The organism is Acidovorax sp. SUPP3334 (assembly GCF_030159055.1).
Taxonomy (GTDB): domain Bacteria; phylum Pseudomonadota; class Gammaproteobacteria; order Burkholderiales; family Burkholderiaceae_C; genus Paracidovorax.
The window spans coordinates 69,568-96,057 of record NZ_BQXQ01000003.1 but is presented as its reverse complement, the minus strand read 5'-3'; the positions used below and the strand labels follow the sequence as shown (position 1 = coordinate 96,057).

Below are 26,490 nucleotides of genomic sequence, written 5' to 3'. Positions count from 1 at the left end.
GTGCGGCCCATCCGGTCAGCCGCCCTCGCACACCACGCGCTGCTCGCCCAGGCCGGTGGCGCCCAGGCGCATCACGTCGCCGGGCTGCAGAAAGCGCGGAGGCTTTTGCCCCAGGCCGACGCCGGCGGGCGTGCCCGTGAGCACGATGTCGCCCGGCTCCAGCGTCATGAACTGGCTGATGTACGACAGCACCTTCGGCACGCCGAAGATGAAGTTGCGCGTGCTTCCGTCCTGCATGCGCTGGCCGTTCACCTCCAGCCAGAGGCCGATGGCATGCGGGTCGGGCACTTCGTCGGCCGTCACCAGCCACGGGCCGATGGGCGCGAAGGTGTCGTAGGCCTTGCCCTTGTCCCACTGGCCGCCCCGCTCCATCTGGTAGCTGCGCTCGGACACGTCGTTGGCCAGCACGTAGCCGGCCACATGTTCCAGCGCCGCCGCTTCGGACACGTGCTGGGCGCGCGTGCCGATGACGATGCCCAGCTCCACCTCCCAGTCGGCTTTCTCGGCGCCCGGGGGAATGCGCACCGGATCGTTGGGCCCGCTGAGCGCCGTGGTGGCCTTCATGAACAGCACCGGCTCCGCCGGCGCGGCCAGGCCCGCTTCCGCGGCGTGGTCGGCATAGTTCAAACCCACGCAGACGATCTTGCCCACCCCCGCCACCGGGCAGCCCAGGCGCACCGCCCCGGCCACGACCGGCAGGCGAGCGGTGTCCAGCGCCGCCAGCGCGGACAGCGTGCGGGGCGACAGCTGGCCGGGGCCGATGTCCGGCAGCAGCATGGACAGGTCGCGCAGCACCCCTTGCGCATCGACCAGCCCGGCACGCTCTGCGCCCGGCTGGCCGTATCGGATCAATTTCATGGCAACTCCTTAGCGGCGCGTGCCGCAGGCACATCTTAGGGGTCGCTCAGGGGACGACTAAAGGTTGTCATGATTGCTATTATTTTTATAGCTAAATGCCGTTGATTTCATTGCGTTGGAGGCGTTTTTCACCACAACTCATTCGCTGCACTCCAGGCTGGCGCTGACCGTGTCCGGCAACGGCTGCGCGCCGGCTGAAGGCGGCGGCCGGGCGTAACATCGGCGGCGCTGGCCGTGTCCGCCGGCGGACGGTGGTGCGCCCTGCACCGTCCGGCGAAGGCGCACGGCGATCGCCCCTTCTTCCGCCCAGAAGCCGCCATGCCCGAACCCCTGCCGCCCCCTGCCCCCGTCGATGCCACCCGAGCGGCCGAACCACGGCCCCAGCCAAAGAACCTGGCCGACCTGTTCTGGTCGTTCACCCTTTTGGTACTACAGGGGTTTGGCGGCGTGCTGGCCGTGGTGCAGCGCGAGCTGGTGGAGCGCAAAGGCTGGCTCACCAACGAGGAGTTTCTCGAAGACTGGGCCGTGGCGCAGATCCTGCCCGGCCCCAACGTGGTCAATCTGGCCGTGGTAATCGGCGACCGCTACTTCGGCCTTCGGGGCGCGATGGTGGCGCTGGCCGGCATGCTGCTTTGCCCCCTGCTGCTGGTGCTGGCCCTGGCCGTGGTCTATGCCCGGTTCGCCGAACACGCCGCCGTGGGCGGGGCGCTGCGCGGCATGGGTGCGGTGGCGGCCGGCCTGGTGGCGGGTGTGGCGCTGCGCATGGCCGGGGCGTTGCGCACCCATCCGCTGGGGCCATGGGTGGGCGCGGCGCTCGTGGCGGCGACCTTCGGCACCATGGCGCTGCTGCGTTGGCCGCTGGCCTGGGTGCTGCCCCTCGTGGGCGGCGCGGCCTGCGCGCTCACCTGGCGAAAGCTGGCCCCATGACGCCCGCTGCCGCCATCGCCATGCAGCCGCTGGACTGGCTCAACCTGTTCCTTTACTACCTGTCGATCTCGCTGCTCGCGGTGGGGGGCGCCATCGCGGCGGCGCCCGACATGCACCGCTTTCTGGTCGAGCGCCAGGGCTGGATCACCGACCTGCAGTTCAACGCCTCCGTGGCCATCGCGCAGGCGGCGCCGGGGCCGAGCGTGCTGTTCGTCGGCCTGCTGGGCTGGAACGTGGGCATGAACGCCGGCGGCCCGGGTGCTGCCGGCTGGGCCGCCGCCACGCTGGGCATGGTGATTTGCCTGGTCGGCATCATGCTGCCCAGCACGGTGCTCACCTGGCTGGCCACGCGCTGGGGACACCGCAACAAGCACCGGCGCAGCGTGCGCGCCTTCAAGCAGGGCATGGCGCCGGTGGTGATCGGGCTGCTGCTGGCCACCGCATGGCTGCTGGGCAGCGCCCGCCATGGCACCGGCACCGATCCGCGCCTGTGGCTGCTGAGCGGCGCCTGCGCGGTGGTGGTGTGGCGCACGCGGCTGCACCTTCTGTGGCTGCTCGGTGCGGGCGCGCTGCTGGGAGCCTTGGGCGTGGTGTGAGCGGTTGCGGCGGCCGCAGGCAGCGCAGGCGGGTCCGCCCCCCCGCCGTGCAGGTTGAGCCGCTGTCTTACCGGCCCGGCCGGCGCGGCCCGCAACAATGGCTCCGGCGCATCCGCAGCGTGCGGTGCCCGGCCCCGGCCGGAACGGCGCCTTTCGGTGCTTCGCGGCCCGTGCCCCATGGCCGGGCCTGTCCTGTTCGCAATCCAAGGAGACTCCATGCAATTTCGCCCCCTCGGCCGCTCGGGCCTGCAGGTTTCGCCGCTGTGCTTCGGCGGCAACGTGTTCGGCTGGACGGTGGACGAGCCCACCACGTTCTCCCTGCTCGACGCCTGGGTGGACGCGGGCTTCAACTTCATCGACACGGCGGACGTGTATTCGCGCTGGGCGCCCGGCCACATGGGCGGCGAGTCCGAGGCCATGATCGGCCAGTGGCTCAAGCGCAGCGGCAAGCGCGATCGCATCGTGCTGGCCACCAAGGTCGGCAAGGACATGGGCGACGGCAAGGTGGGCCTGCGCGGCGACTACATCCGCCGCGCGGTGGACGATTCGCTGCGCCGCCTGCACACCGACGTGATCGACCTGTATCAATCGCATGACGACGACGCCGGCACCCCGCTGGAAGAAACCCTGGGCACCTATGCCGACCTGATCCGCGAGGGCAAGGTGCGCGCCATCGGGGCCTCCAACCACACCGCGCAGCGCCTGGGCGAAGCCCTGTCCACCAGCGAGCGCCTGGGCCTGCCGCGCTACGAAAGCCTGCAGCCGCTGTACAACCTGTACGACCGGGCGGTGTTCGAGAAAGAGCTGCGCCCGCTGTGCCTGGAAAAAGGCGTGGGCGTGATCAACTTCTACGCCCTGGCCGCCGGCTTCCTCACGGGCAAATACCGCACGGCAGACGACGTGGACAAAAGCCCTCGCGGCGCGAAGGTGGTCCAGACCTACCTGAACGACCGGGGCCTGCGCATCCTGGCCGAACTGGACCAGGTGGCCGAGCGCTACGAGGTAACGCCCGGCCAGGTAGCGATCGCCTGGCAGATGGCGCAGCCCGGCATCACCGCGCCGATCGCCAGCGCCTCGTCGCTGGCGCAGTTGCAGGAACTGGTGCAGGCCGCGAGCCTGAAGCTGGACGCGGATGCCCTCGAATCGCTGAGCCAGGCCAGCGCCGAACCAGAGGCGCTCTGACAAGGCGGCAGCCGAGGCGCTCAAGGCGCCCTGCGGCCTGCAGCGCCCTCAGGCGGGTTCGCCGGGCGGCGTCTCGGCCGCTGCCGTGGCGGCATTGGCGTCCTGGCCTATTCGGCGCTCACCCCCGCGCCGGTCAGCACGGCGATTCGCCGGGCTGCAGCAATCCAGGCGATGGCGGTCTGGAGAGCGGCGTGCGCCGTGGCGCCCGGCGGCAACCCTGCCGGCAGGGCCCGGGGAACGCTCTCGGGACTTTGCGGCGCGCCCGGCATGGCGGGTTTCAGAGGCTGCGCTGGCGCAGGGCCTCGTACAGGCACACGCCGCTGGCCACGGAGACGTTCAGGCTTTCCACCCCGCCCTTCATGGGGATGGACACCAGTTCGTCGCAGGTCTTGCGGGTGAGCTGGCGCATGCCGTCGCCTTCGGCGCCCAGCACGAGGGCCACGGGGCCTTTCAGATCGACCTGGTAGATCGTCTTGGGTGCATCGTCGCTCGTGCCGATGCACCAGATGTTGCGCTCCTTGAGTTCGTTCAAGGTGCGCGCCAGGTTGGTCACCATGAAGTACGGCACGGTTTCAGCCGCACCGCTGGCGACCTTGGCCACGGTGGCGTTCAGGCCCACGGCATGGTCCTTGGGCGCGATGACGGCTTGCGCGCCGGCACCGTCGGCCACGCGCAGGCAGGCGCCCAGGTTGTGCGGATCGGTCACGCCGTCCAGCACGAGGATCAGTGGCTGGGCCACGCCGGAGGCTTCCAGGTCTTCGAGCAATTCGTCGAGCGACGTGGCGAGGGCGATGGGTTCGACGCGCGCCGCCACGCCCTGGTGGCCTTGGCTGCCGGCCAGCTTGGCAATGCGGGCACTGTCGGCTTCGATGAGGCGCGCGCCGGCGGCGTTGGCGCGGTCGAGGAACTGGCGCATGCGCGCGTCGCGCCGCGTGACCTCGTAATAGATCTCGATGATGGATTGCGGCGCGGTCTTCAGGCGCACGCCCACGGCGTGAAAGCCGAAGAGGACTTTGGGGCTGGACATACGGGGATTATCCGCGCCACGTGCCCGCTGCCGATTTGCTATTTATTTAATAGCAAACAATGTAATGGATGCTGCGGTGGATGGCGAAAACACCGCAAGCCTTCCACGGGCGTCCATCACGCCTCGGAAACGCGCCCCGCGTCGATGGTAATGCGCCGCTCGCATTGCGCGGCGATGCCCCGGTCGTGGGTGACCAGCACCAGCGTGGTGCCCTGCTCGCGGTTCAGCTCGAACATCAGCTGCATGATGGTTTCGCCCGTCGCGAAGTCCAGGCTGCCGGTGGGTTCGTCGGCCAGCAGCACTGCGGGCTCGACCACGAAGGCACGGGCCAGCGCCACCCGCTGCTGCTCGCCGCCCGACAGCACCTTGGGATAGTGCGACAGGCGCTGCCCCAGCCCCACGCGCCCCAGCATGTCGGCAGCGAGCTTGCGCGCGTCGCGGCGGTTGGCCAGCTCCAGCGGCAGCATCACGTTTTCCAGCGCGGTGAGGTTGCCCATGAGCTGAAAACTCTGGAACACGAAGCCCACCTTCTGCGCGCGCAGCGCGGCACGCTCGTCTTCGTCGATGGCGAAAAGGTCCTGCCCATCCAGGCGCACGGTGCCCCGCGTGGGGGTGTCCAGCCCGGCGATGATCGACAGCAGCGTGCTCTTGCCGGAGCCCGAGGCCCCCACGATGGCGGCGGTTTCCCTCGCGGCCAGGCGGAAATCGATATCCCGCAGAATGTCGAGGGTGCCGGTCGAATCCGTCACCGACTTGTGCACGTGCTCCACGGCGATGATGGTGGGGTGGGCTGGCAGGGGAGAAGTTTCCGACATGAAAGGTGCTTTGCTGTGAATCGAAATCTGTGGGTGCGGCGTGACTTTATCTCGGCCATGGCGGCCGCCATGGGTGCAGGGCTTTGCGCCCCGGCCGCCATGGCCGCACCAGCGCGCAAGCCGGTCATTCTGGTGGTGGGCGATTCGCTGAGCGCCGAATACGGCCTGGCCCGTGGCAAGGGCTGGGTGGCGCTGCTGGAAAAACAGCTGGCCGAGGAAAAAATCGATGCCACGGTCGTGAATGCCAGCGTCAGCGGCGACACCACATCGGGCGGGCGTTCCCGGTTGCCCGCGCTGCTCACCCAGCACAAGCCCAGCCATGTCGTGATCGAACTGGGCGGCAACGATGCCCTGCGCGGGCTGCCTTTGAAGAACACGGCCGACAATCTGAAAGCGATGGCACAGGCGGCCAAGCAGTCGGGAGCGAAGGTCTTGATCGTGGGCATGCAGGTGCCCCCCAATTACGGCGCCGACTATTCGAAACGGTTTGCCGACACGTTTGACAGCGTAGCCAGGGAAACCCAGTCGGCGCTGGTGCCTTTTCTGCTCAAGGGCGTGGCCGACGTGCCGGACCCTACCGCGCTGTTCCAGGCCGACCGCATCCATCCCAAGGCCGAAGCCCACCCGACCATGCTGGCCAACGTGTGGCCAGAACTGCGCAAGCTGCTGCGCTGAAGGCCGGCGCAGCCATGGCTTCGGGGGCTCGAAGCCGCCGGGGCGCCGTGCAAGCGGCCCGCCCTCTGAAGGCTGAGCGGTCTTTACGTTGAGGGGGCCCGAAGCATCAGAAGACAGGGATCAAGCCGCAGGGCCGGGGCCACCGTTGCCATCGGCCGGGGGAGCACCGGGCTGCCCGCCGTCCTGGCTGAAGCCTTCACGCGGATCGTCCTTGCGGTGCGTCTTCGCTTGTGCCTTCTCTTCCTTTTTCTTCTTTTTGGCGAGCTCGCGCTGGCGTTTTTCGTATCCGTAGTTGGGTGTTGCCAAGGTATTACCTTCCTGAATTGAAGCGGTCAATGTAACAGCATGCCCCTGCGGCGCACGGTATCCGGGCCAGCGCGCCGCATCGGGCGCGTGGCCGGGGCCCGCGAACCGTCAGGCACCGGGAAAGGCATGCGCCAGGGCCTGCGCCAGATCGCGGCGAAGATCGGCTTCGGCTTCCAGCCCGATCGAGAACCGGACCACCGTGCCGGGCACCAGGTGCGGAGTCGCCCGGCTGCGCATGCTGGCCAACTCGTAGGGAACCACCAGGCTCATCGGGCCACCCCAGCTATAGCCCAGCTTGAAGTACTGCAGGCGGTCGCAAAACGCATCCACCTGCGCCTGCGAGTAGCGTGCGTCGATCACCACGCTGAACAATCCGGCGGCCGCGCCCTCCCCGCCGTCCGCTGCGCACAGCGCGCGCCAGTGGGCATGGCCGGGCGATTCCGGCAGCGCCGGGTGCAGCACCTGCGCCACGGCGGGCTGCATGCCCAGCCACCGCGCCAGAGCGCGCGCCGTAAGGTCGTGCGCACGGTAGCGCAGCGCGATGCTCGGCAGGGAGCGCAGCACCGATTCCACATCGTTGGCCCCCACCCCCAGCCCCAGCCGCATATGGCACAGCTTGATGCGCAGATGCAATGCCTGGTCGCGCGTGACGATGCTGCCCATGAGCACATCGCCCCCACCGCTGGGGTACTTGGTCAATGCATGCACCGAAATATCCACGCCCCATTGCCCGTCGCCCAGCAGATCGAAGGGAGCGAACGCCAGCCCTGCGCCCCAGGTGTTGTCCAGGGCGCAAAGCACGCCCCGATCGCGGCAAAGGCGCACCTGTTCGACCAGATCGGGAAACTCCAGCGTCACGGAACCCGGAGCTTCCAGCCACACGAGCCGAGTGGCGGGCGTGATCTTCGCCGCGAGTTCTGCGGGGTCCATGGGGTCGTACAGCACATGGCGAATGCCGAATTGCGCCAGTTCGGCTTCGGCCAGCGACTTGTTCGGGCCGTAGGCATTGTCGGGAATCAGCACTTCGTCGCCCGACCGCAGCACGGCCAGAGCCACGTTGGCGATCGCGGCCAACCCGCTGGGTACCAGCAGGCACTGCTTGCCACCTTCGAGTTCGCTCAGCCGCTCTTCCAGCTGGTACGTGGTCGGCGTGCCGTGCAGGCCGTAGGTGTAGCTGGTCTTGTCTTTCCACTCGCGGGCCCGCATGGCGGCCACGTTCGGGAAGATCACCGTCGAGGCTTTGTACACCGCCGGCTGCGGCGCCGAGAAGCCCGCAGGCGGGCTGTAGTCGTGGTGGACGAGTCGGGTAACGAGGTCGGCGGGTGAAGTCATGGCGCCATGGTAGCGCCCGGCGACACCTGGCGACAGCGCCAGGCGGCCGGGTGAGAACGCCTTATCCAGCGCTGGAAACCGTGAGTTGGTTGACGACGGAATTCACGCCCTGCACGCCCTGGGCGATCTGCGTGGCGCGTTCGCTTGCCTGCTTGGTCTTGACGGGGCCGTTCAGGGTCACGATGCCATTGCGCGTATCCACATCGATCTTGACGGCGCTGAGTTCAGCGTCCCGCGCCAGCCCGGCGGAAACCTTGGCCGTGATGCCGGCATCGTCCATGACGGCAGCGGCGCGCTCGGCTGCCTTGCGGGTGGCATCGCTGGCTTCGTTCGCTGCGGCTTCCATCTTGCGCTGGGCGTCGGAGGCCACCTGCCCGCTCTTGGCGACGGCGGAGTCGAGTTGCTGGCCCACCGTTCGGTCGTCGGCCTTGTCGCACGCCGCCAGACCGAGCGCCAGCACCGTGGCGGAAAGGATGCCCAGCAGGCGACGGGAGGGAGTGTTGGGGGTCGGATCGCTCATGGGGTACCTCCTTGCGGGAAATATGGGATATGAGCAGCACTGTAGATTTGCGGCTTCTTCGGGCCGGTGGGAACGCGCCGAAGCTCGCGTAGGACAACGCAGCCTTGAACGCCCACGCCGCGCCGTCGCCGCGCGACAATCGCAGGATGCGCCTTCAGTCCCTTTCCCGATGGTTTCCCTTTCTGGGCTGGCCCCGGCCAGACCGCCATTTGCTCAAGGGGGAGTTCTGGGCCGGGATGACGGTAGGGCTCATGCTGGTTCCCCAGGGCGTCGCCTATGCCGCGCTGGCGGGCATGCCCGTCATCACCGGCATCTATGCCTCGCTCGTTCCCGCGCTGATCGCGGTGCTCTGGAGTTCGTCCACGCGCCTGGGCGTCGGGCCCACCGCTTTGACCAGCCTGCTCATCGGCGCTTCGCTCACCGGCCTGGCCGAGCCTGGCAGCGCGCACTGGGTGGCCCTGGCGGCGTGGATGGCACTGCTGTCGGGCCTGCTGCAGATGATGCTGGGGGTCGTGCGTTTCGGCTGGCTGCTCAATCTGGTCACCTCGCCCGTGCTCAATGGCTTCACCCAGGCGGCGGCCCTGCTCATCCTGGCGTCGCAGCTGCCGGACCTGCTCGGTTTGCGCACCACCTGGAACGCGCTGGCCGCGTCGCCGTCGCTGCACCATTTCGACCTGACGGCGGCGGCGTTCGGCCTGGGCAGCCTGGGTCTGCTGATGGCGGGCCGGCGTTGGCGGGCCACCTTTCCGGCGGCCATCGTCATCGTCGGTCTGGCGGCCCTGGTGAGTTGGGCGATCGGCTACGCCGACCACGACGGTGCCGTCGTCGGGCATCTGCCCGCCGGCCTGCCCCAGCCGTATTGGCCCGGATGGCTGTCCTGGGACGAGTTCGGGGCCCTCGTGCTGCCGGTGCTGGTCGTCACCCTGGTGAGCTTTCTGGAAACGGCTTCCAGCGCCAAGGTCGAGCACCAGCAGGGCGGCACGCGCTGGAACGAGAACCAGGACCTCATCGCGCATGGCCTCGCCAAGATGAGCTCGGGCCTGTGCGGCAGCTTCGCCACCAGCGCGTCGTTCTCGCGTTCGGCCATCAACCTCTATGCCGGCGCCAAGAGCGGCTGGGCCACCATCTTCGCGCTGGCCCTCGTGCTGGCGGTGCTGCTGTGGCTCACCCCGGCGCTGTACCACGTGCCGCACTCGGTGTTGGCCGCCGTCGTGGTGACTGCGGTCACCAGCCTGATCAAGCCGGGCACGCTGCTGCGGCTGTGGCGCCTGTCCAAGGTCGAGGCCGTGATCGGCGGCGTCACCTTCGCCCTCACCCTGGCGACGGCGCCCCGCATGTACTGGGGCGTGCTGGTCGGCCTGGTGCTGAACCTGGGGCATTTCCTGTACCAGCGGCTGCACCCCCGCATCATCGAAGTCGCCCCACACCCGGATGGCAGCATGCGCAACCGCCACCTGTGGCTGCTGCCACCGATCGCGCCCGGGCTGTTCGCGCTGCGCATGGATGCCGAGCTGGACTTCGCCTCGGCCGCCGCGCTGGAGCGCCGCATTGCCGAGCACTGGGCCGCCCACCCGGAGATTCGCCACCTGTGCCTCTTCGCGCAACCCATCAACCGCATCGACGTGACCGGCGTGGAAACCTTCGGCCGGCTGCGCGCGCTGGCATCCTCGCGCGGCGGCAAGCTGCATGTGAGCGGCATCAAACTACCGGTGGAGCAAGTGCTTCGCCGTGCCGGTCTGCTGGAAGAAGGACCGGGCCTCGCCCTGTACCGCACCGATGCGCAGACACTGGCAGTGTTGCAACAATTAACGCAATGAACCGGATAGCAAGCGTTAAAACCGCCCCCCGCTGCTACACTCGGTGAACTCTGTTTGTTGCATTTTGTGACTGAATCTGCGACCCCTCAATTCGTGAACCTGCGCGACCTGCGCCTGACCACGGCGCATGCGCTGGTGGCCCAGGCCGCCGGCTCCGAAGCCGCTTTGCCCTCCGACACGCCGCTGCACTACCTGCAGGGCTTGATCGACGGCCTGTGCGAGCTGTCGCTCAAGGATCCCCTCACCGGGCTGGCCAACCGGCGCCACTTCCGCACCGTGCTGGAGCGCGAGATCGATCGCGTCACCCGCGCTGGTGAAGCCGCGCTGCTGCTCATGCTCGACATCGACAACTTCAAGCGCGTCAACGACACCTACGGCCATCTGGCCGGCGACATCGTGCTGCAATCGGTGGCGCGCACCTTGAACGGCTGCGTGCGTCCCATGGACACCCTGGCGCGCTACGGCGGTGAAGAGTTCGCGGTGGTGCTGCCCGCCTGCCAGGCCGGTTTCGGCCGCGTGGTGGCCGAACGCATCCGCCGCGCCATCGAGCGCACGCCGGTGCGTATTTCGCCGTCGGTGGAGTTGAATGTCACGGTCAGCGTGGGCGGCGCCTTCGCCCTGCAATGGATCCGCAGCACCACGCTGCTGTGGAGCGAGCGCGCCGACAGCCAGCTATACAAGGCCAAGATGGCTGGCCGCAACCGCGTCAGCATCGAAGAGCAGCCCGACAGCACCGTGAGCGCCGAAGAGAAGAGCCTGCTCTTCGGGCCGTTATACACTCCGTCGGGATGGGGCGATTTGCCCCCGCCCATGGATTCCACAGGCAGCGCCTATTGAAAGCCCAGAGATGACCGACGCGCTGTCCCCACAACCCACCACTCCCGCCGGCCCGAACATGCCTGCGCACTCCAACAGTCCGACGCCGCCCGGCGCCCGCATCATCGCCATCACCAGCGGCAAAGGCGGCGTGGGCAAGACCTTCGTTTCCGCCAACCTGGCAGCCGCCCTCACCCGCCGCGGACACCGCGTGCTCGTGCTGGATGCCGACCTGGGCCTGGCCAATCTGGACGTGGTGCTCAATCTGCACCCCAAGGTCACGCTGCACGACGTGTTCACCGGCAAGGCCGACCTGGACGACGCCGTGATCGATGCGCCCGGCGGCTTTTCGGTCGTGCTGGCCGGCTCCGGCATGGTCGAGTATTCGCGACTCACGCCCGAGGTGCGCAGCGAGTTCCTGAACGTGATCCAGACGCTGGCGCCACGCTTCGACGTGATCCTGCTGGACACCGGCGCCGGCATCTCCGACGTGGTGCTGTTCTCGGTATCGCTCGCGTCCGAAGTGCTGATCGTCGCCACGCCGGAGCCGACCTCCCTGACCGACGCCTACGCCGCGATCAAGGTGCTGGCCACCCAGCAAAAGCGCCAGCATGTGCGCATGGTGGTCAACCAGGCGGCGCGGCCCGGCGATGGCCGCGCCATCACCAGCCAGCTGCAGCAGGTGCTGGACCGCTTCGTGAGCACCGAGTCCGGCCGGTCGATGCGGCTGCTGCACATGGGCGACATCCCGGCCGATACGTCGGTGCGCGATGCCGTCATGCGCCGCCAGCTGCTGCTGATGCAGATGCCCGGCTGTCCTGCGGCGCTGGCCATTGCCCAGCTGGCCAACAAGATCGACACCGCGCTGCTCACGCCCGCCAGTTAGCCGAACGCCGGGGCCACACCGCTGGCCAGCCGGCCCGCCACGCCATGCCCGACTCCACCGTGAACGATGTCCTGAACGTTTCCTGCTACCTGTTCGTCCCGCTGCCGGACGCCGGTGCGCTGCGCGATCTGCTGCAGGCGCGGGCCGAGGCTGCACAGCTCAAAGGCACCATTCTTCTGGCCGAGGAAGGCATCAACCTCTTCCTGGCAGGCCCGGCGCCCGACGTGCGCGGCTTCATCGCCGAACTGAAGGAAGACGCGCGTTTCGAAGCCTTGGCGCCGAAGGAAAGCTGGTCGGCCACGCAGCCCTTTCGCAAGATGCTGGTGAAGGTCAAGCGCGAGATCATCCGCATGGACCATCCCACCATTCGCCCGGCCAGCGGCCGAGCGCCGGCGGTCGATGCACCCACGCTGCGCCGTTGGCTGGACCAGGGGCATGACGATGCGGGGCGCCCGGTGGTCACGCTCGATACGCGCAACGCCTTCGAAGTGGACGAAGGCACGTTCGACAACGCCATCGACTGGCGCATCGACAAGTTCACCGAATTTCCACCCGCGCTGCGCACCCACAAGGCCGAGCTGGCAGGCAAGACGGTGGTGAGCTTCTGCACCGGCGGTATCCGCTGCGAAAAGGCCGCCATCCTGATGCGCGAGGAAGGCATCGAAAACGTCTTCCAGCTGGAAGGCGGCATCCTCAAATACTTCGAGGAAACCGACGGCGCGCACTACCACGGCGGCTGCTTCGTGTTCGACGAGCGCCGGGTGCTATCGAGCGACCTGGCCACCACGCCCATGGCCGAGGGTGCTATTAAAAAGTGAGCTGCCAGCGCATGATTATCTAGGGCGCGAGGCAGATTTCACCCAATACTCGGCGTTTCAGGACTTGAAGCGCCGCTCCGGCAGCGGAATCCACTCGGTCTCGCCGGGCACGTGCCCCATGCGTTGGGCTTCCCAGTCATCGGCGGCCTGCACGATGCGCTCCTTGCGGCTGGAGATGAAGTTCCACCACATGTGGCGCGGCGCATCCAGCGCCTCGCCGCCGATCACCATCAGCCGCACCGCCTGGCCCGTGGCACGCAGCACGGCGCCTGCGCCCGGCTCCAGCGCCGCCAGCGTGTGCGCGGCGAATGGCTGGCCGTCCAGCTGCAGATCGCCGTCCACGGCATAGATCGCGATCTCTTGCGCCAACGATGCGGGCAGCGCCAGCTCCGCCGCGGCATCGAGCCGCACATCCAGGTACAGCGTGGGCGACAGCGTCGCCACCGGAGAGACATGTCCGAAAGCCTCGCCGATCAGCACCCGCACCGTGGCGCCGTCCCGCGAAAACTCGGGAATGTCGGCGGCGGGCGTGTGCACGAAGCTGGGCTCGTCTTCTTCATGGGCGAGAGGCAGGGCCGCCCACAGCTGAATGCCATGGTTGACATAGCTGCGGTCGCGCAGGGTGTCGGGTCGGCGCTCCGAGTGCACGATGCTGCGGCCCGAGGTCATCCAGTTGATGGCGCCGGGGGCGATCTCCTGCAACGAGCCCAGGCTGTCCCGGTGCAGGATCGCACCGTCGAACAGGTAGGTGACGGTGGCCAGGCCGATGTGCGGATGCGGCCGCACGTCGTATTGCGACGCCGGCTCCACCGTGACCGGACCGAAATGGTCGAAGAACAGAAAGGGGCCGATGGAGCGCCGCTGCAGCGAAGGCAGCAGCCTGCGCACCGTGAACCCGCCGCCCAGGTCCTTGTCGTGGCCCTCGAGGATCAACGGCCCGCTCATGGCATGCGCTCCACGGCGGTCGTGATTTCGGTGGTGACGCTGGTCATCAGCTTGTGCACCGGGCACTTGGCGGCCACGGCTTCCAACTCTTCGATCTGCGCGTCGGTCAGATCGCCGCTCACCTGCAGCCGGGCTGCCAGGCGGTAGGTGCCGGTGCGCTCGGCCGATGCATCGCGGTCGATCACGGTGCGCACATCGTCCACCGCCATGCCCTTGCGGCGCGCGTACCAGAGCACGGTGAGCGCCTTGCACGCGCCGAGCGCGGCGTCGTACAGATCGTGCGGATTGGGGCCGGTGTCGTCCCCGCCCTCGGCAGCCGTTCCATCGACGACCAACTGATGGTCGCGCACCGACAGCGTGTGTGCGAGCGGGGCGCCGGCAATGCGCCGCAGTTCCAGGGTCATGGGGAAAGCTCCGGTCGAAGGAAGGGAGGGATCAGAAGGATCAGGAATGGCCGGCCAATCTATCAGCCGTGCAGGCGCTTCGCGATCTCGGCCACGCGGGCGCCGTACGAACGGCCGGTGTCCAGGTCGCCCTGGAGCATTTCCTGCACGCTGGCATCGGAGGGAGACTGAGCCAGGGCTCCGACCGAACCGCCCAGGTTGTTGAGGTCGTTGCGCGTGGCGGCTTTGGAGTTGCTGGGCAGCAGGCCCAGGCTCACCCAGATGCCGCCATGCTGCGAGGCCAGGGTCTGCAGATAGATCAGCGTCACTTGCTTGTCGCCGTTCAGGCTGGCGCTGTTGGTGAAGCCGCCGAACACCTTGTCCTGCCAGCTGCGGCCGAACCACGCCTTGGACGAGGCATCGGCGAATTTCTTGAACTGCCAGCTCGGGCCACCCATGTAGGTCGGCGTTCCGAACAGGATGGCATCGGCCTCCTGCAGGGTTTCCCAGCCGCCTTCGGGCAGGTTGCCGTCGGCGTCGATCGCGACGAGCTGGGCGTTGGCACCCTCGGCAACGGCCTGGGCCAGGCGCTGGGTGTGGCCGTATCCGGAATGAAAGACGACTGCGATTTTGGTCATGGAAAGTTCCTCTGAATTTCAGGGTTGGAAGGCATTGAAGGAAATGAATCAACGCCAGGAAAAAAGGCGGCGCAGCGAAGCACGTCAGGCCGCCAGATCGAACACCAGCACCTCGGCCTGCGTGCCGCGCTCGAACGCCAGCAGGGGCTCCTGCTCGGCGAACGCCGCATCGCCCGCCATCAGCGTGCGGTGGTTGACCTCGATGGCGCCCCGCACGACATGCACATAGGCTTTGCGATCGGCCGGCAGGGCCAGCGTGGCGGCTTCCGAGCCATCGAAAAGGCCCGCATAGAGCCGGGCATCCGCATGCACGGTGAGCGAGCCGCGTTCGCCACAGGGCGAGGCCAGCAGCCGCAGCACGCCGCGCTTTTCGGTCTCGGGAAAGGTTTTCTGCTCGTACTCGGGGGCAATGCCCCGCGTGTCGGGCTCCAGCCAGATCTGCAGGAAGTGCGTGGACTGCCCGTCGGCATGGTTGAACTCGCTGTGCGTCACGCCGGTGCCGGCGCTCATGCGCTGCACGTCGCCGGGCGGAATGCCCTGGATGTTGCCCAGGCTGTCCTTGTGCCCCAGTTCGCCGGACAGCACGTAGCTGAGAATTTCCATGTCGCGGTGGCCGTGGGGGCCGAATCCGGTGCCCGGGGCGATGCGGTCTTCGTTGATGACGCGAAGGCTGCCGTAGCCCATGTAGCGGGGGTCGTAGTAGCCGGCGAAGGAAAAGCTGTGGTTGGACTGCAGCCAGCCATGGTCGGCATGGCCCCGGTCTTGTGATTTGCGGACGGTCAGCATGGGCGCGCTCCTTCGATGGGGGACTGTAGAAGCAGACCTGCGCTTGCGCAGCCAATCCGATTGAAGGCATCATTCAAAACGTTTGAACTCTCGACCACCCCACCATGCAAAACGCCCGCGATGCGCTCACTCCCGACAGCCTGGCCATGCTGCAGGTGATTGCGGACACCGGCAGTTTCGCGGCGGCCGCGCGGCGGCTGGGGCTGGTGCCTAGCGCCCTGACGTACCGCGTGCGCCAGATCGAGGATGCGCTGGACGTGCTGCTGTTCGACCGCAGCGCCCGCCAGGCACGCCCGACCGAAGCCGGCTCGGAACTGCTGCGCGAAGGCGCCCGGCTGCTGGAAGAGGTGGACGCGGTGGCGAACCGGGTGCGCCGCGTGGCGACCGGCTGGGAGCCGCAGCTGACGATCAGCGTGGACGGCATCATCTCGCCCACGACCCTGCTGGAACTGACCGAGGCGTTCTACGCGCTGCAGCCCCCTACCCGCCTCAAGCTGCGCACAGGCATCCTGTCGGGCACGCTGGAAATGCTCACCTCGGGACGGGCGGACCTTGCCATCGGCGTGGCCGTGAACGGCTCCAACGTGTCGGGCCTGCAGCAGATCGAGATGGGCCACCTGGAATTTCTGTACGCCATCGCGCCCCACCATCCGCTGGCCGAGGCGCCCGAGCCCATCACCGATTCCGTGCTGCGCGAGCACCGTGCGGTGGCCGTGGCCGATTCCGCCCAGCGCGGCAGCGTCACCATGGGGCTGCTGGGCGGTCAGGACGTGTTCACCGTGGACAGCATGCAGGCCAAGCTGCAGGCGCAGTTGAGGGGCCTGGGCGGCGGCTTCCTGCCGGAGCCCATGGCGCGTCCGTACCTGCAGGCCGGCCGGCTGGTGACCCGCAAGGTGGCGCGGGCCGCCCGCAGCGTGCCGGTGCATTACGTGTGGGGCGGCCCCGGCCACAGCGCGCCGGGGCGGGCGCTGCAATGGTGGCTGTCGCAGCTGCAAAGCCCCGCCACGCGCAAGGCACTGCTCGAAAACCATCATCATTTCTAGCCGTTCAAGCCGCGCGGCGAACGGCCGCGCGTGTAGAGTGGGCCTTGTTTTCCTGCTCCTGAACTTCGCTTCCGAAAGGCCCGGCCCATGCCATCACCTGCCCAACGATCCAAGCAACGGCTGCGACGCAGCTCCGCCGCCGAAACCCCTTCCCCCGCCCCCCTGCCGCCCGCCTCCCCGCGGCGGTTCGCCGTCATCGGCGCGGGCATGGCGGGCATCGCGTGCGCCCGCACGCTGGTGCAGGCGGGCCATGAAGTCACCGTGTTCGAAAAGTCGCCGCATGCCGGCGGGCGCACGACAACGCTGGACACCGCCTTCGGCAGCTTCGATGCCGGCGCCCAATATTTCACCGTGCGCGACGCGCGCTTTACCCAGGCACTCGAAACCGTGCCCGGCCTGTGCCGGCCATGGAGCGCCAACACCGTGCGCGTGCTGGACGCCGCAGGCCGCGTGGCCGCCGCGTCGCCCCCGCCGGGCGAGCCGCATTGGGTGGCCAGCCCGGGCATGCAGTCGCTGGTGGATGCCTGGGCGCGCCCGCTGTCGCAGGCAGGCCGGCTGCACACGGGCCAGCGCGTCGCCCGCATCGAGCGCGATGCCATGGACGGCACACGCTGGCAGCTGCGCACCGAAACCTCCGATGGCGGCACCCAGGTGCATGCCGGCTTCGATGCCGTGCTGCTGGCCCAGCCTTCGGTGCCCGCGCTGGCGCTGTTGCAGGCCTGCGGCAACGACATCGCCCCATCGCTGCACCAGCCGCTGGCTGGCGTCACCATCGCGCCCTGCTGGACCCTCATGCTGGCGTTTCCGCAGGCTGTGCGCCCTGGGCTCACCACCTTGGGGCCGCAGTGGAATGCCGCCCGCAGCACGCACCACCGCATCGCCTGGCTGGCACGCGAATCCTCCAAGCCCGGCCGGGGCCCGGTGGAGCGCTGGACTGTGCAGGCCAGCCCCGCATGGTCGCAGGAACACCTGGAAGACGACGAAGCGCGGGTGCAGGCCAAGCTCATGAAAGCGTTCTCCGAAGTGACCGGCATCCGCGCCGAGCCTGCCCACGCGCAGGTCTGCCGGTGGCGCTACGCGCAGACCGTGGCGCCCCTGGCCCGCTCGCATCTGTGGGACGCCAGCGCCGGCATCGGCCTGTGCGGCGACTGGTGCCTGGGCCACCGTTTGGAAGATGCGTTCGTGTCCGGACTGGAACTCGCGCTCGCCGTGGCATGACACCTGGCTTACCGCACCGCTACGTCGGCCGTTTCGCGCCGTCGCCCACCGGCCCGCTGCATGCAGGCTCGCTGGTCGCGGCGCTGGCCAGCTGGCTGGACGCACGCACGGCCCCGGGCGTGAACGGCGGACAGTGGCTGGTGCGCATCGAAGACATCGACACACCGCGCTGTGCGCCGGGCGCCGATGCGGTGATCCTTTCCCAATTGGCCGATTGCGGCCTGCTGCCGGATGGGCCGGTGCAGTGGCAGTCGCGGCGCGGCGCGCTGTACCAGCAGGCGCTGGAGCGGCTGCTGGTACAAAACCAGGCCTACCCCTGCGCCTGCTCCCGCAGCGATATCGAACAGGTTCAGGCCCGGCTGGGCCATGTGCGCCAGCCCAATGTCGAGCTGCCCTACCCCGGCACCTGCCGCGCCGGTTTGCAAGGCCGCACGGCGCGATCCTGGCGATTCCGCTCATCGGAAATTCAGAAAAAATTGCCGGTGCACGGCACCCCTTGCGGGCGTGGCACGGGCGCTTCGGCATCGCGAGAAGGCGTGATGTGGGAAGACCGCCGGCTGGGCCTGCAGTCGCAGGATGTGGCCCGTGCCGTCGGAGACTTCGTGCTTCGCCGGGCCGATGGCCTGTGGGCCTACCAACTGGCTGTCGTGGTGGACGATGCAGACCAGGCCGTCACCCACGTCGTGCGCGGGGAAGACCTGGCCGACAACACGCCACGCCAGATCCTGCTGCAAAAGGCGCTGGGAGCGCCCACGCCGAGCTATCTTCATGCGCCGCTGGTGTACGCGGAGGATGGCGCCAAGCTGTCCAAACAACATGGCGCGCCGGCGCTGGATACGCGCGAGCCGGTCAAGGTGCTGTCGGCGGCGGCGAAAACCCTGGGCCTTGCGCCACTGGTGCGGCCAAACGACACCCCCATCGGTGATGCGCTGGCGCTGTGGGCGCAAGCATGGTCCCGAATCTACAATCGCTCACCGTGACAGAAACGCACTTCCCCCTGGCCGATGCCGGCCCTACGAATCCTCCCGAGCCGCGCCCCGCGCGCGCGGGCGGCGGAGCCCCCGCCGACGTTCCCTATCCCAAGACCATCAAGAGCTACGTGCGCCGCGCGGGCCGCACCACCACCGGGCAGGCCAAGGCCTTCGAAGAACTGGGACCGCGCTTCGTGCTGGACTATTCGCCCCGGCCCATCGATGCCCCGGCCGTGTTCGGCCGCACCGCGCCCCTGGTGCTGGAGATCGGTTTCGGCATGGGCGAGGCAACGGCCCACATCGCCAGCGTTCGCCCGCAGGACGACTTCCTGTGCTGCGAAGTGCATGAGCCCGGCGTGGGCGCACTGCTCAAGCGCATCGGCGAGCAGGGCCTGGCCAACATCCGCATCCTTCAGCACGACGCGGTCGAGGTAATCGACCACATGGTGCCGCCCGGCACCCTGGACGGGGTTCACATCTTCTTTCCCGACCCCTGGCACAAGACCAAGCACAACAAGCGCCGGCTGATCCAGCCGCCGCTGGTGGCCAAGCTGGCCGCGCGGCTCAAGCCGGGCGGCTATCTGCATTGCGCCACCGACTGGCAGCCTTATGCCGAGCAGATGCTCGAGGTGCTGTCGGCCGAGCCGCAACTGGCCAACACCGCGCAAGCCTACGCACCGCAGCCGGAATACCGCCCGCTCACCAAGTTCGAAAACCGCGGCCTGCGCCTGGGACACGGCGTGTGGGACGTGGTGTTCGTGCGCCGGAGTTGATCGCATTGATCGCATGACCGCAGAACCGACGCCTCCATGAAGCCCATTCTCGACAACCTGGTCGAAATGACCGGCCACCGCGACCATCTGCGCCTGGAGGTGTCGGTGCTCTCCACGCTGCAGAAGCTGCCTTCGATCAAGGCGGTGCGAGCGCTGGAAATTTTCAGCGACAACGGCGTGGCCTACGTGCGGCCCCGCACCTGGTGCGACCAGGGCCAGATGGTTTCGACCAACTCCGAAGCGGCGGCTGACCCGCGGCGTGAACTGCTCACCGAATATGCCGCGCTGAACGAATGCATCGTCCAGAAAGAGCGCAGCGCGCTGCAATCGCGGCGCAAGGGCGAGCACACGCTGTGGATGCCTGTCTGGATGCACGACGAGGTGCACGCGTGCATCGAGGTCACGCAGACCCGCGCGTTTTCGGCCCACAAGCTGGACGTGATCCAGAGCGTTTTCTACGTGTACCAGAACTACCAGAGCCTGCTGGATTACAGCGAGCGCGACGCGCTCACGGGGCTGTTCAACCGCAAGACCTTCGACGAGCAATTCGCCCGCCGCGCCGGGGTGTCGGGCAGCGTGCGCATCGCCTCCGCGGCCGAAATGCTGGCGGAGGGCGAAGGCGCCGACACGAGCGAGCCGCTGCAGCAGTGGCTGGCGGTGGTGGACATCGACCACTTCAAGCAGGTCAACGACCGTTTCGGGCACTTGTACGGCGACGAAGTGCTGATCCTGATCGCCAACATCCTTCGCTCATCGTTTCGCAGCCACGACCGCATCTTCCGCTTCGGCGGCGAAGAGTTCGTGGTGCTGCTGCGCTCGACGACCCTCTCCACTGCGCACAAGGTGTTCAATCGCTTCCGCCTTGCCGTGCAGGAGTACGACTTTCCACAGGTCGGCCAGGTGACGGTGAGCCTGGGCTTCGTGTGCACCGAGCGCGGCGCGCCGGTCGAAATCCTGGGCCAGGCCGACCAGGCGCTTTATTTCGCCAAGGAAAACGGCCGCAACCGCGTCTGCTACTACGACGAGCTGATCGACCAGGGCCATCTGCACACCAAGGTGGCCAACGACGACGTGGAACTGTTCTAGCGGGCAGCGGGCACCGGCCGAAAGCCGGGACCGCTTTGCGGTGCGACGGCGCTCGACACGCTGCGCATCCCACCAAAAAAAGGCCGGTCAGCCCCAATGGGCTGACCGGCCTTTTCGCAACCTGTCGCAGTCTGGTCAGAGGCGCTCAGCCACCCACGCCTGCACCGACGCCAGCGCCGCAGGCAGCGCAGCGGCATTGGTGCCGCCGGCCATGGCCATGTCGGCCTTGCCGCCGCCCTTGCCGCCGACCTGCTGGGCCACGAAATTGACCAGCTCGCCGGCCTTGACCTTGCCCACGCTGTCGGCCGTGACACCCGCCGCCAGTTGCACCTTGTCGCCATCGGCGGCGGCCAGCACGATCACGGCGGACTTGAGCTTGTCCTTGAGCTTGTCCATGGTGTCGCGCAGCGTCTTGGCGTCCGCGCCCGGGAGTTGGGCCGCCAGCAGCTTCACGCCGTTGATGTCCACCGCCTGGGCCAGCATTTCGTCGCCCTGGGCGGACGCGAGCTTGCCTTTGAGAGCAGCCACTTCACGCTCCAGCACCTTCACCTGGTCCAGCGCCTGGCCGATGCGGCCGGTCAGCTCGGTCACGGGCGCCTTGAGCACGCTGGCCGCGCGGGTCACGGTGTCCTCCAGCTGCTGCAGGTACGCCAGCGCATTGCTGCCGGTGACGGCTTCGATGCGGCGCACCCCTGCCGCCACGCCGCCTTCGGCCACGACCTTGAACAGGCCGATGTCGCCGGTGCGCGCCACGTGGGTGCCGCCGCACAGTTCGCGGCTGGAACCGATGTCCAGCACGCGCACGTTTTCGCCGTACTTCTCGCCGAACAGCATCATGGCGCCCGTTTTCTGGGCCGATTCAATGTCCATCACCTTCGCGCCGGTCGCGGTGTTGGCAAGTATTTCTTCGTTCACGCGGCGCTCGATCTCGCGAATCTGCGCATCCGTCACCGGAGCGCCATGGGCGAAGTCGAAGCGCGTGCGCTCGGCATTGACCAGCGATCCCTTTTGCTGGACATGGCTGCCCAGCACTTCGCGCAGGGCCTTGTGCATCAGGTGGGTGACCGAATGGTTGCGCATGGTGGCAGCGCGCAGGGCGGTATCCACCTCGGCGGTGACCGCATCGCCCACGTTCAGGGTGCCGGCCGCCAGGCGGCCATGGTGGCCGTACACATCGGCCCGGATCTTGAGCGTGTCGTCCACCGCGAAGCGGGCTTCGCCGCTGCTGATCACGCCCTGGTCGCCCACCTGGCCGCCGCTTTCGGCATAGAACGGCGTGGTGTCGAGCACCACGATGCCCTCCTGCCCCGCGTTCAGGGCAGTAGCGCTCACACCGTCCACGTAGATGGCCGTGATCCTGGCGCTTTCCGCCAGGCGCTCGTAGCCGGTGAAGCGGTTAAGGTCGCCCGTGTACTCGAGGGCGCGGTCCATCTTGAATTTGCCGGCAGCACGCGCCTGGGCTTTCTGCTTGTCCATGGCGGCGGCGAAGCCGGCTTCATCGACCGTCACGCCGCGCTCGCGGCACACGTCGGCCGAGAGGTCGAGCGGAAAGCCGTAGGTGTCATGCAGCTTGAAGGCCACGTCGCCGGGCAGCACGGTTGCGCCGCCGGACAGGGCTGCGTCCAGGATTTCCATCCCGTTGGCCAGCGTTTCGAAGAAACGCTCTTCCTCGGCCTTGAGCACCTCGGTGATGCGCTGTTCTTGTTCGCGCAGCTTGGGGTAGGCATCGCCCATCTGCTGCGCCAGGTCCTTGACCAGCTTGTGGAAGAACGGCGTCTTCTGGCCCAGCTTGTAGCCGTGGCGGATGGCGCGGCGCACGATGCGGCGTTCGACATAGCCGCGGCCTTCGTTGCTCGGCAGCACGCCGTCCACGATCAGGAACGAGGTGGCGCGGATGTGGTCGGCGATCACCTTCAGCGAAGGGTTGGTCAAATCGGCCGTGTGCGTCTCGCGTCCAGCGGCCTTGATGAGCGCGTCGAACAGGTCGATCTGGTAGTTGCTGTGCACGTGCTGAAGAATGGCGGCCAGGCGCTCCAGACCCATGCCGGTGTCCACGCAGGGCGCGGGCAGCGGCTTGACGGAGCCGTCTTCTGCCATGTCGAACTGCATGAACACGTTGTTCCAGATTTCGATGAAGCGGTCGCCGTCTTCATCGGGGCTGCCGGGCGGGCCACCGGGAATTTCGGGGCCGTGGTCGTAGAAGATTTCGCTGCACGGGCCACAGGGGCCGGTGTCGGCCATCATCCAGAAGTTGTCGGACTTGTAGCGGCCGCCCTTGTTGTCGCCGATGCGGATCACGCGCTCAGGGGGCAGGCCGATCTCCTTGGTCCAGATGTCGTAGGCCTCGTCGTCTTCTTCATAGACGGTGGCCAGCAGGCGCTCTGCGGGCAGCTTGTACACCTCGGTCAGCAGCTCCCAGGCCCACTTCAGCGATTCGCGTTTGAAGTAGTCGCCAAAACTCCAGTTGCCCAGCATCTCGAAGAACGTGTGGTGGCGCGCGGTGTAGCCCACGTTTTCCAGGTCGTTGTGCTTGCCGCCGGCCCTCAGGCACGCCTGGACGGACGTGGCGCGCCGATAGGGCCGCTTGTCGGTGCCCAGGAACACGTCCTTGAACTGCACCATGCCCGAGTTCGTGAACATCAGCGTCGGGTCGTTGCCCGGCACGAGCGGGCTCGACGGGACGATGGTGTGGCCCTTCGATGCGAAGAAATCAAGGAAGGTCTTGCGAATGTCTGCGACGCTGGAAGTGGGCTGGCTCATCTTGGAATCTGGTGGGGTGCCGAGGTGCCTCAACGCAAGTGAACGCACGTGAAGGCACGTGTGGGCCGGCGAGGCTGGGGACGTCGATTATAGGTTTCGGGGCATGGCTGGGCACCGTGTGCGCCATCGGGCGGCCCGGCGGCGCCGGCCGCGCTGCGCTGGCGGTCCGCCGCAACGCGCCGCCCCCTTGGCCGGCCACCCGAAAAGGACCGCCGTAGCGCCGGTCGCGGGTCGATCAAGCGCCCTGGCGGTTGGTATAGCTGGCATTGCCGAGGCCCGTGCCCACCGTGAGCACGGCCCAGTGCTTCACGTCGGTGGTGAAGGGCAACTCCGACAGGCCCTGCACGACCGCGTCGTTGTGCAGGCAGACCTGGGTGCGGCCCTGGCCGATATACGGCAACCGCTCGCACAGGTCGCGCGGCAGGTGAAAGCGAATGCTCTCCCAATTGCCCGGCAGGTTCTGCGTGCCGCCTGCCAGCGAGCCGTCCTCGCACACCAGGCCCGGGCAGGCCACGCCCACGTAAGGGGCAAGGCGAATGTTCTTCTTCTCGGCATAGCCGACCAGGTCTTCCAGCATCTCGGCGATGCCCTCGACCAGTTCATCGCGCTTGGGGGCGTCGTCGGCGTGGCCCCATTTCTCGCGGATCACCACCTCGGCCTTGGACATGTCGGGGGCACTGTGCAGGTGGGTCTGCACGATGCCGCAGCGCACGTTGGTGCCGCCGATGTCCACTGCCAGGATGGCGTCGTAGCTTTGCAGCAACGCGGGGGGCGCCAGGTGCACCCAGCCGATCAGCCCGCCCTCGTCCGCATGGTGGTGCAGCGTGCGCAGCTCGACCTGCGTTTTTCCCTTCTTGAGGATTTCGGCCGCGCGGGCGATGGCCCGTTCGCCCACTTCGCTCTGGTGAAACCCGCCGCCGATGATCACGCGCTTCACACCGCGCCAGGTCTTGTGCTTGATGAAGCACTGCACCACGTGGGCGAGTTGCAGCGCGTAATCCTCCGAGGCGGCTTCGATGGCACGGGCACCGATGCCGTCTTTTTCCAGCAGTTCGTCCAGGCGCTGCTTGCTGATTTCGCGCGTGGGCTTGCCGCCCAGCGGGTCCTTGCCGACCATGTCGGCGTAGAGCTTGCGCCAGGCATCGAGCATTTCGCGAAATGCGGTGCGGCTGGCGTTGTCGCCGACGAAACCGTCGCCATCGCGCAGTTCCAGGCTGTAGCCGTCGATGGTGACGGACTCCAGTTCCAGATCGCCATGCGGCCCCAGTACGCACAGCTGGCGCTGCGCCTTTTCTTCTTTCTCACTCACGGCCACGTCGGCGGCTTTGTCTTTGGATGCCATGGGCTCCCTGGTCCTGGTTCGGGCCCGCGGCGCGGGCGACCCGGCGATGGTGGCTCGACCGCAAGCACGCTCTCGTCAGCCAAGACGCCCTTCGGCGTCGGACGGGGCCGCAATGCATGGGAGTGCCGCTGCATGCGGGGCGCCTGCCAAGCACCGGCTTGCTATATTTTTGATAGCTCACCACCTAATGAATACTGCGGTGGCGGGCGAAAATGCCAAAATGCCTGGCGCCCCCTCATTCGCCGAACAAAAAGAAGCCCGCACGCGGCGGGCTTGAAAGAGACCCCCTACTGACAAAAACTGGATCGGCGCTGGCAACCCGCAACCCAAGGGGTGAAAAAAGGGCTGCGGGTGGCGGATGTGCGGCAGGGGCACTGGGCTCAAAAGCGAATCTACCGGGAGCTCATGGGCTGTCCAAGCGACCGAAATGCGTTTGAATATGCGCAAAACCGTGCAACGGTCACAGGGTGCGACATCGTCCACCGCCGCTATGCTCGCCACCATGAACGACGTCCGATTTCGAGCCGGGCATGCCGACGCCGCCATGCCTTCGACGCCCTGCCCCCCGGGCCTGGCTGGCAACCATCGCACCGGCATGCACATCCTGGCAGCGTGTGCGCTGGTCGCCTGGCTGGCATGCGGCCCCAGCGCTGGCCAAGCAGCGCAGGAAGGGCATCTGGGAAAGGAGCACGGCTGCATGGCCTGCCACGGCATGGTGCGCAAGCAGGTCGGTCCGGGCTTCGCGCAGATCGCCGAGCGCTACCGCAACGACGCCGAAGCACCCGAGCGGCTGGCCGGCAAGATACGTAACGGCAGCGTGGGAACGTGGGGCCGGGTCATCATGCCGCGCCAAAGCCGCATCACCGAGACCGAATCGCGTGCGCTGGCGCAGTGGGTGCTGTCGCAGCCACCGCCGCCCTGACAGCGCGAGCGCCCGCGCCCAGACACCTGGGAGGTTCTACGCCGCTTTCATGGCGGCTTCCACCACGTCCCGCGTGAGGGTCGGCACGAAGCTCTCGATGAAGCGATAGGCATACCCGCGCATCCAGCTGCCGCGCCGCAGCCCAAGGCGGGTGAGGTTGACCTCGAACAGATGGCGCGCGTCCAGCATGCGCAGGTGGCGGTCGCGGTCGGGGTCCACGGCGATCGATGCGACGATGCCCACGCCCATGCCCAGTTCCACATAGGTCTTGATCACGTCGGCATCCATGGCCGTCAGCACCACGTCGGGCTTCATTCCCTCGCGCGCGAAGGCTTCGTCGATGTGCGCGCGGCCGGTGTAGCCCAGTTCATAGGTGACGATGGGAAAGCGGGCGAGCTGCTGCAGCGTGACCGGCTCCGTCTGGCCCAGCAGCGGATGCTCCGGGGGCACCACGATGCTGTGCGACCACCGGTAGCACGGCAGCGTGACCAGGCTGTCGTAACCGGCCAGCGCTTCGGTGGCCACGCCGATGTCGGCCTCGCCGGACAGCAGCATTTCGGCCACCTGGCGGGGCGAGCCCTGGTGCAGGTGCAGCGACACCTGGGGATACAGCGCCCGAAAGTCGCGCACCACCTGGGGCAGCGCATAGCGGGCCTGGGAGTGCGTGGCGGCCACCGACAGGCGCCCTTCTTCGCTGGCGCTGAAATCCAGGCCCGCCCGCTTGAGGTTCTCGGCCTCCAGCAGCAGCCGCTCGACGATGGGCAGCAGCGTGGCACCGGGCGGCGTGAGCCCGGTGAGGCGCTTGCCGGCCCGCACGAAAATTTCGAGACCCAGTTCTTCTTCGAGTTCGCGGATCTGGCGGCTCACCCCGGGCTGCGAGGTGTAGAGCATGGCGGCCACCTCGGTCAGGTTGAAGCCGCACCGCACGGCCTCTCGCACCGAGCGCAGTTGCTGGAAGTTCATGCGCCCCGCCCTGCCATTAGCGCGTCAATGAAGGGAATGCCGAAGCCGTCATCGCCATCGCCATCTACAGCGAAGGCGGATGCGA

General features: G+C 67.7%; 27 protein-coding genes. 14 read left to right on the top strand and 13 right to left on the bottom strand.

Features of this window, described 5'->3' with window-relative positions; all coding sequences use genetic code 11:
• Positions 1–15 precede the first annotated feature (15 nt).
• Complete coding sequence (locus AVHM3334_RS02235) at positions 16–858, bottom strand: fumarylacetoacetate hydrolase family protein (protein ID WP_284409258.1); 843 nt, start codon at positions 856–858, stop codon at positions 16–18.
• Between the two features lie 318 nt (positions 859–1,176).
• On the opposite strand from AVHM3334_RS02235, the gene AVHM3334_RS02230 reads away from it, so the two are divergent.
• The 3 genes from AVHM3334_RS02230 (at position 1,177) to AVHM3334_RS02220 (ending at position 3,563) form a co-directional block, all read left to right on the top strand.
• Positions 1,177–1,785: a chromate transporter gene (locus AVHM3334_RS02230; protein WP_284409256.1), complete on the top strand. Its 609-nt coding sequence runs from the start codon at positions 1,177–1,179 to the stop codon at positions 1,783–1,785.
• Positions 1,782–2,381, top strand: coding sequence for a chromate transporter (locus tag AVHM3334_RS02225; protein WP_284409254.1), 600 nt, complete (start codon positions 1,782–1,784; stop codon positions 2,379–2,381). Before AVHM3334_RS02230 ends, AVHM3334_RS02225 begins: the two co-directional genes overlap by 4 nt.
• Positions 2,382–2,597: 216 nt before the next feature.
• Positions 2,598–3,563 (top strand): aldo/keto reductase, encoded by a 966-nt coding sequence (locus tag AVHM3334_RS02220; protein ID WP_284409253.1) that lies wholly within the window; start codon positions 2,598–2,600, stop codon positions 3,561–3,563.
• 277 nt (positions 3,564–3,840) lie between these two features.
• Here the strand turns inward: AVHM3334_RS02220 and rlmB are convergent, their stop codons facing one another.
• Positions 3,841–4,590 carry a 23S rRNA (guanosine(2251)-2'-O)-methyltransferase RlmB gene (gene rlmB, locus AVHM3334_RS02215; RefSeq protein ID WP_092743666.1) on the bottom strand — a complete coding sequence of 250 codons (750 nt, stop codon included), beginning with the start codon at positions 4,588–4,590 and terminating at the stop codon, positions 3,841–3,843.
• Between the two features lie 116 nt (positions 4,591–4,706).
• Entirely contained in the window at positions 4,707–5,405 is a 699-nt protein-coding gene (locus tag AVHM3334_RS02210) for an ABC transporter ATP-binding protein (RefSeq protein ID WP_284409251.1), read from the bottom strand.
• Between the two features lie 69 nt (positions 5,406–5,474).
• On the opposite strand from AVHM3334_RS02210, the gene AVHM3334_RS02205 reads away from it, so the two are divergent.
• Entirely contained in the window at positions 5,475–6,080 is a 606-nt protein-coding gene (locus AVHM3334_RS02205; protein WP_284409401.1) for an arylesterase, read from the top strand.
• 120 nt (positions 6,081–6,200) lie between these two features.
• Here AVHM3334_RS02205 and AVHM3334_RS02200 read toward each other — a convergent pair whose 3' ends face one another.
• From AVHM3334_RS02200 to AVHM3334_RS02190, 3 genes are all read right to left on the bottom strand, one after another.
• Complete coding sequence (locus tag AVHM3334_RS02200) at positions 6,201–6,386, bottom strand: hypothetical protein (RefSeq protein ID WP_284409249.1); 186 nt, start codon at positions 6,384–6,386, stop codon at positions 6,201–6,203.
• A gap of 108 nt (positions 6,387–6,494) precedes the next feature.
• On the bottom strand, positions 6,495–7,718 hold the full coding sequence (locus AVHM3334_RS02195) for a PLP-dependent transferase (RefSeq protein WP_284409248.1): 1,224 nt from the start codon (positions 7,716–7,718) through the stop codon (positions 6,495–6,497).
• Positions 7,719–7,779: 61 nt separating this feature from the next.
• Positions 7,780–8,238 carry a BON domain-containing protein gene (locus AVHM3334_RS02190; RefSeq protein ID WP_284409246.1) on the bottom strand — a complete coding sequence of 153 codons (459 nt, stop codon included), beginning with the start codon at positions 8,236–8,238 and terminating at the stop codon, positions 7,780–7,782.
• A gap of 146 nt (positions 8,239–8,384) precedes the next feature.
• Here AVHM3334_RS02190 and AVHM3334_RS02185 point away from each other — a divergent pair, with 146 nt between their 5' ends.
• The 4 genes from AVHM3334_RS02185 to AVHM3334_RS02170 all read left to right on the top strand — a co-directional run bounded on the left by AVHM3334_RS02185 (position 8,385) and on the right by AVHM3334_RS02170 (position 12,575).
• Positions 8,385–10,055 carry a SulP family inorganic anion transporter gene (locus tag AVHM3334_RS02185; protein ID WP_284409400.1) on the top strand — a complete coding sequence of 557 codons (1,671 nt, stop codon included), beginning with the start codon at positions 8,385–8,387 and terminating at the stop codon, positions 10,053–10,055.
• Positions 10,056–10,148: 93 nt separating this feature from the next.
• Complete coding sequence (locus AVHM3334_RS02180) at positions 10,149–10,892, top strand: GGDEF domain-containing protein (RefSeq protein WP_502869832.1); 744 nt, start codon at positions 10,149–10,151, stop codon at positions 10,890–10,892.
• Positions 10,893–10,902: 10 nt separating this feature from the next.
• The gene (locus tag AVHM3334_RS02175) at positions 10,903–11,757 is read left to right on the top strand and encodes a MinD/ParA family protein (protein ID WP_284409244.1); all 855 of its coding nucleotides are present in this window, start codon (positions 10,903–10,905) and stop codon (positions 11,755–11,757) included.
• Positions 11,758–11,801: 44 nt separating this feature from the next.
• Positions 11,802–12,575 carry a sulfurtransferase gene (locus AVHM3334_RS02170; protein ID WP_284409242.1) on the top strand — a complete coding sequence of 258 codons (774 nt, stop codon included), beginning with the start codon at positions 11,802–11,804 and terminating at the stop codon, positions 12,573–12,575.
• Between the two features lie 57 nt (positions 12,576–12,632).
• On the opposite strand, the gene AVHM3334_RS02165 is transcribed toward AVHM3334_RS02170, so the two are convergent.
• The 4 genes from AVHM3334_RS02165 to AVHM3334_RS02150 form a co-directional block, all read right to left on the bottom strand.
• Entirely contained in the window at positions 12,633–13,520 is an 888-nt protein-coding gene (locus AVHM3334_RS02165) for a pirin family protein (RefSeq protein WP_284409241.1), read from the bottom strand.
• On the bottom strand, positions 13,517–13,924 hold the full coding sequence (locus AVHM3334_RS02160; protein WP_284409239.1) for an OsmC family protein: 408 nt from the start codon (positions 13,922–13,924) through the stop codon (positions 13,517–13,519). The genes AVHM3334_RS02165 and AVHM3334_RS02160 overlap by 4 nt, the downstream gene beginning before the upstream one ends.
• 62 nt (positions 13,925–13,986) lie before the next feature.
• Positions 13,987–14,541: a flavodoxin family protein gene (locus tag AVHM3334_RS02155; RefSeq protein ID WP_284409237.1), complete on the bottom strand. Its 555-nt coding sequence runs from the start codon at positions 14,539–14,541 to the stop codon at positions 13,987–13,989.
• 84 nt (positions 14,542–14,625) lie between these two features.
• A complete protein-coding gene (locus tag AVHM3334_RS02150; RefSeq protein ID WP_284409235.1) occupies positions 14,626–15,327 on the bottom strand; it encodes a pirin family protein in 702 nt (233 codons plus the stop codon).
• 104 nt (positions 15,328–15,431) lie between these two features.
• Between AVHM3334_RS02150 and AVHM3334_RS02145 the strand changes: the two genes are divergently transcribed.
• The 5 genes from AVHM3334_RS02145 to AVHM3334_RS02125 all read left to right on the top strand — a co-directional run bounded on the left by AVHM3334_RS02145 (position 15,432) and on the right by AVHM3334_RS02125 (position 20,418).
• Positions 15,432–16,370 carry a LysR family transcriptional regulator gene (locus AVHM3334_RS02145; RefSeq protein WP_284409233.1) on the top strand — a complete coding sequence of 313 codons (939 nt, stop codon included), beginning with the start codon at positions 15,432–15,434 and terminating at the stop codon, positions 16,368–16,370.
• Positions 16,371–16,457: 87 nt separating this feature from the next.
• Complete coding sequence (locus tag AVHM3334_RS02140; RefSeq protein WP_284409230.1) at positions 16,458–17,588, top strand: NAD(P)/FAD-dependent oxidoreductase; 1,131 nt, start codon at positions 16,458–16,460, stop codon at positions 17,586–17,588.
• Positions 17,585–18,568: a tRNA glutamyl-Q(34) synthetase GluQRS gene (gene gluQRS, locus AVHM3334_RS02135; RefSeq protein ID WP_284409229.1), complete on the top strand. Its 984-nt coding sequence runs from the start codon at positions 17,585–17,587 to the stop codon at positions 18,566–18,568. Before AVHM3334_RS02140 ends, gluQRS begins: the two co-directional genes overlap by 4 nt.
• Positions 18,538–19,332, top strand: a complete 795-nt coding sequence (gene trmB, locus AVHM3334_RS02130; RefSeq protein ID WP_284409227.1) for a tRNA (guanosine(46)-N7)-methyltransferase TrmB — start codon at positions 18,538–18,540, stop codon at positions 19,330–19,332. The genes gluQRS and trmB overlap by 31 nt, the downstream gene beginning before the upstream one ends.
• Before the next feature lie 36 nt (positions 19,333–19,368).
• Complete coding sequence (locus tag AVHM3334_RS02125; protein WP_284409225.1) at positions 19,369–20,418, top strand: GGDEF domain-containing protein; 1,050 nt, start codon at positions 19,369–19,371, stop codon at positions 20,416–20,418.
• A 135-nt stretch (positions 20,419–20,553) separates the two neighbouring features.
• Here the strand turns inward: AVHM3334_RS02125 and alaS are convergent, their stop codons facing one another.
• Both alaS and AVHM3334_RS02115 read right to left on the bottom strand, forming a co-directional pair.
• On the bottom strand, positions 20,554–23,178 hold the full coding sequence (gene alaS, locus AVHM3334_RS02120) for an alanine--tRNA ligase (RefSeq protein ID WP_284409222.1): 2,625 nt from the start codon (positions 23,176–23,178) through the stop codon (positions 20,554–20,556).
• A gap of 235 nt (positions 23,179–23,413) precedes the next feature.
• A complete protein-coding gene (locus tag AVHM3334_RS02115) occupies positions 23,414–24,520 on the bottom strand; it encodes an ROK family protein (protein ID WP_284409220.1) in 1,107 nt (368 codons plus the stop codon).
• Between the two features lie 502 nt (positions 24,521–25,022).
• Between AVHM3334_RS02115 and AVHM3334_RS02110 the strand changes: the two genes are divergently transcribed.
• Entirely contained in the window at positions 25,023–25,442 is a 420-nt protein-coding gene (locus tag AVHM3334_RS02110; RefSeq protein ID WP_349816603.1) for a c-type cytochrome, read from the top strand.
• A 36-nt stretch (positions 25,443–25,478) separates the two neighbouring features.
• Here AVHM3334_RS02110 and AVHM3334_RS02105 read toward each other — a convergent pair whose 3' ends face one another.
• Positions 25,479–26,405, bottom strand: coding sequence for a CysB family HTH-type transcriptional regulator (locus AVHM3334_RS02105; RefSeq protein WP_284409219.1), 927 nt, complete (start codon positions 26,403–26,405; stop codon positions 25,479–25,481).
• Positions 26,406–26,490: the final 85 nt, after the last annotated feature.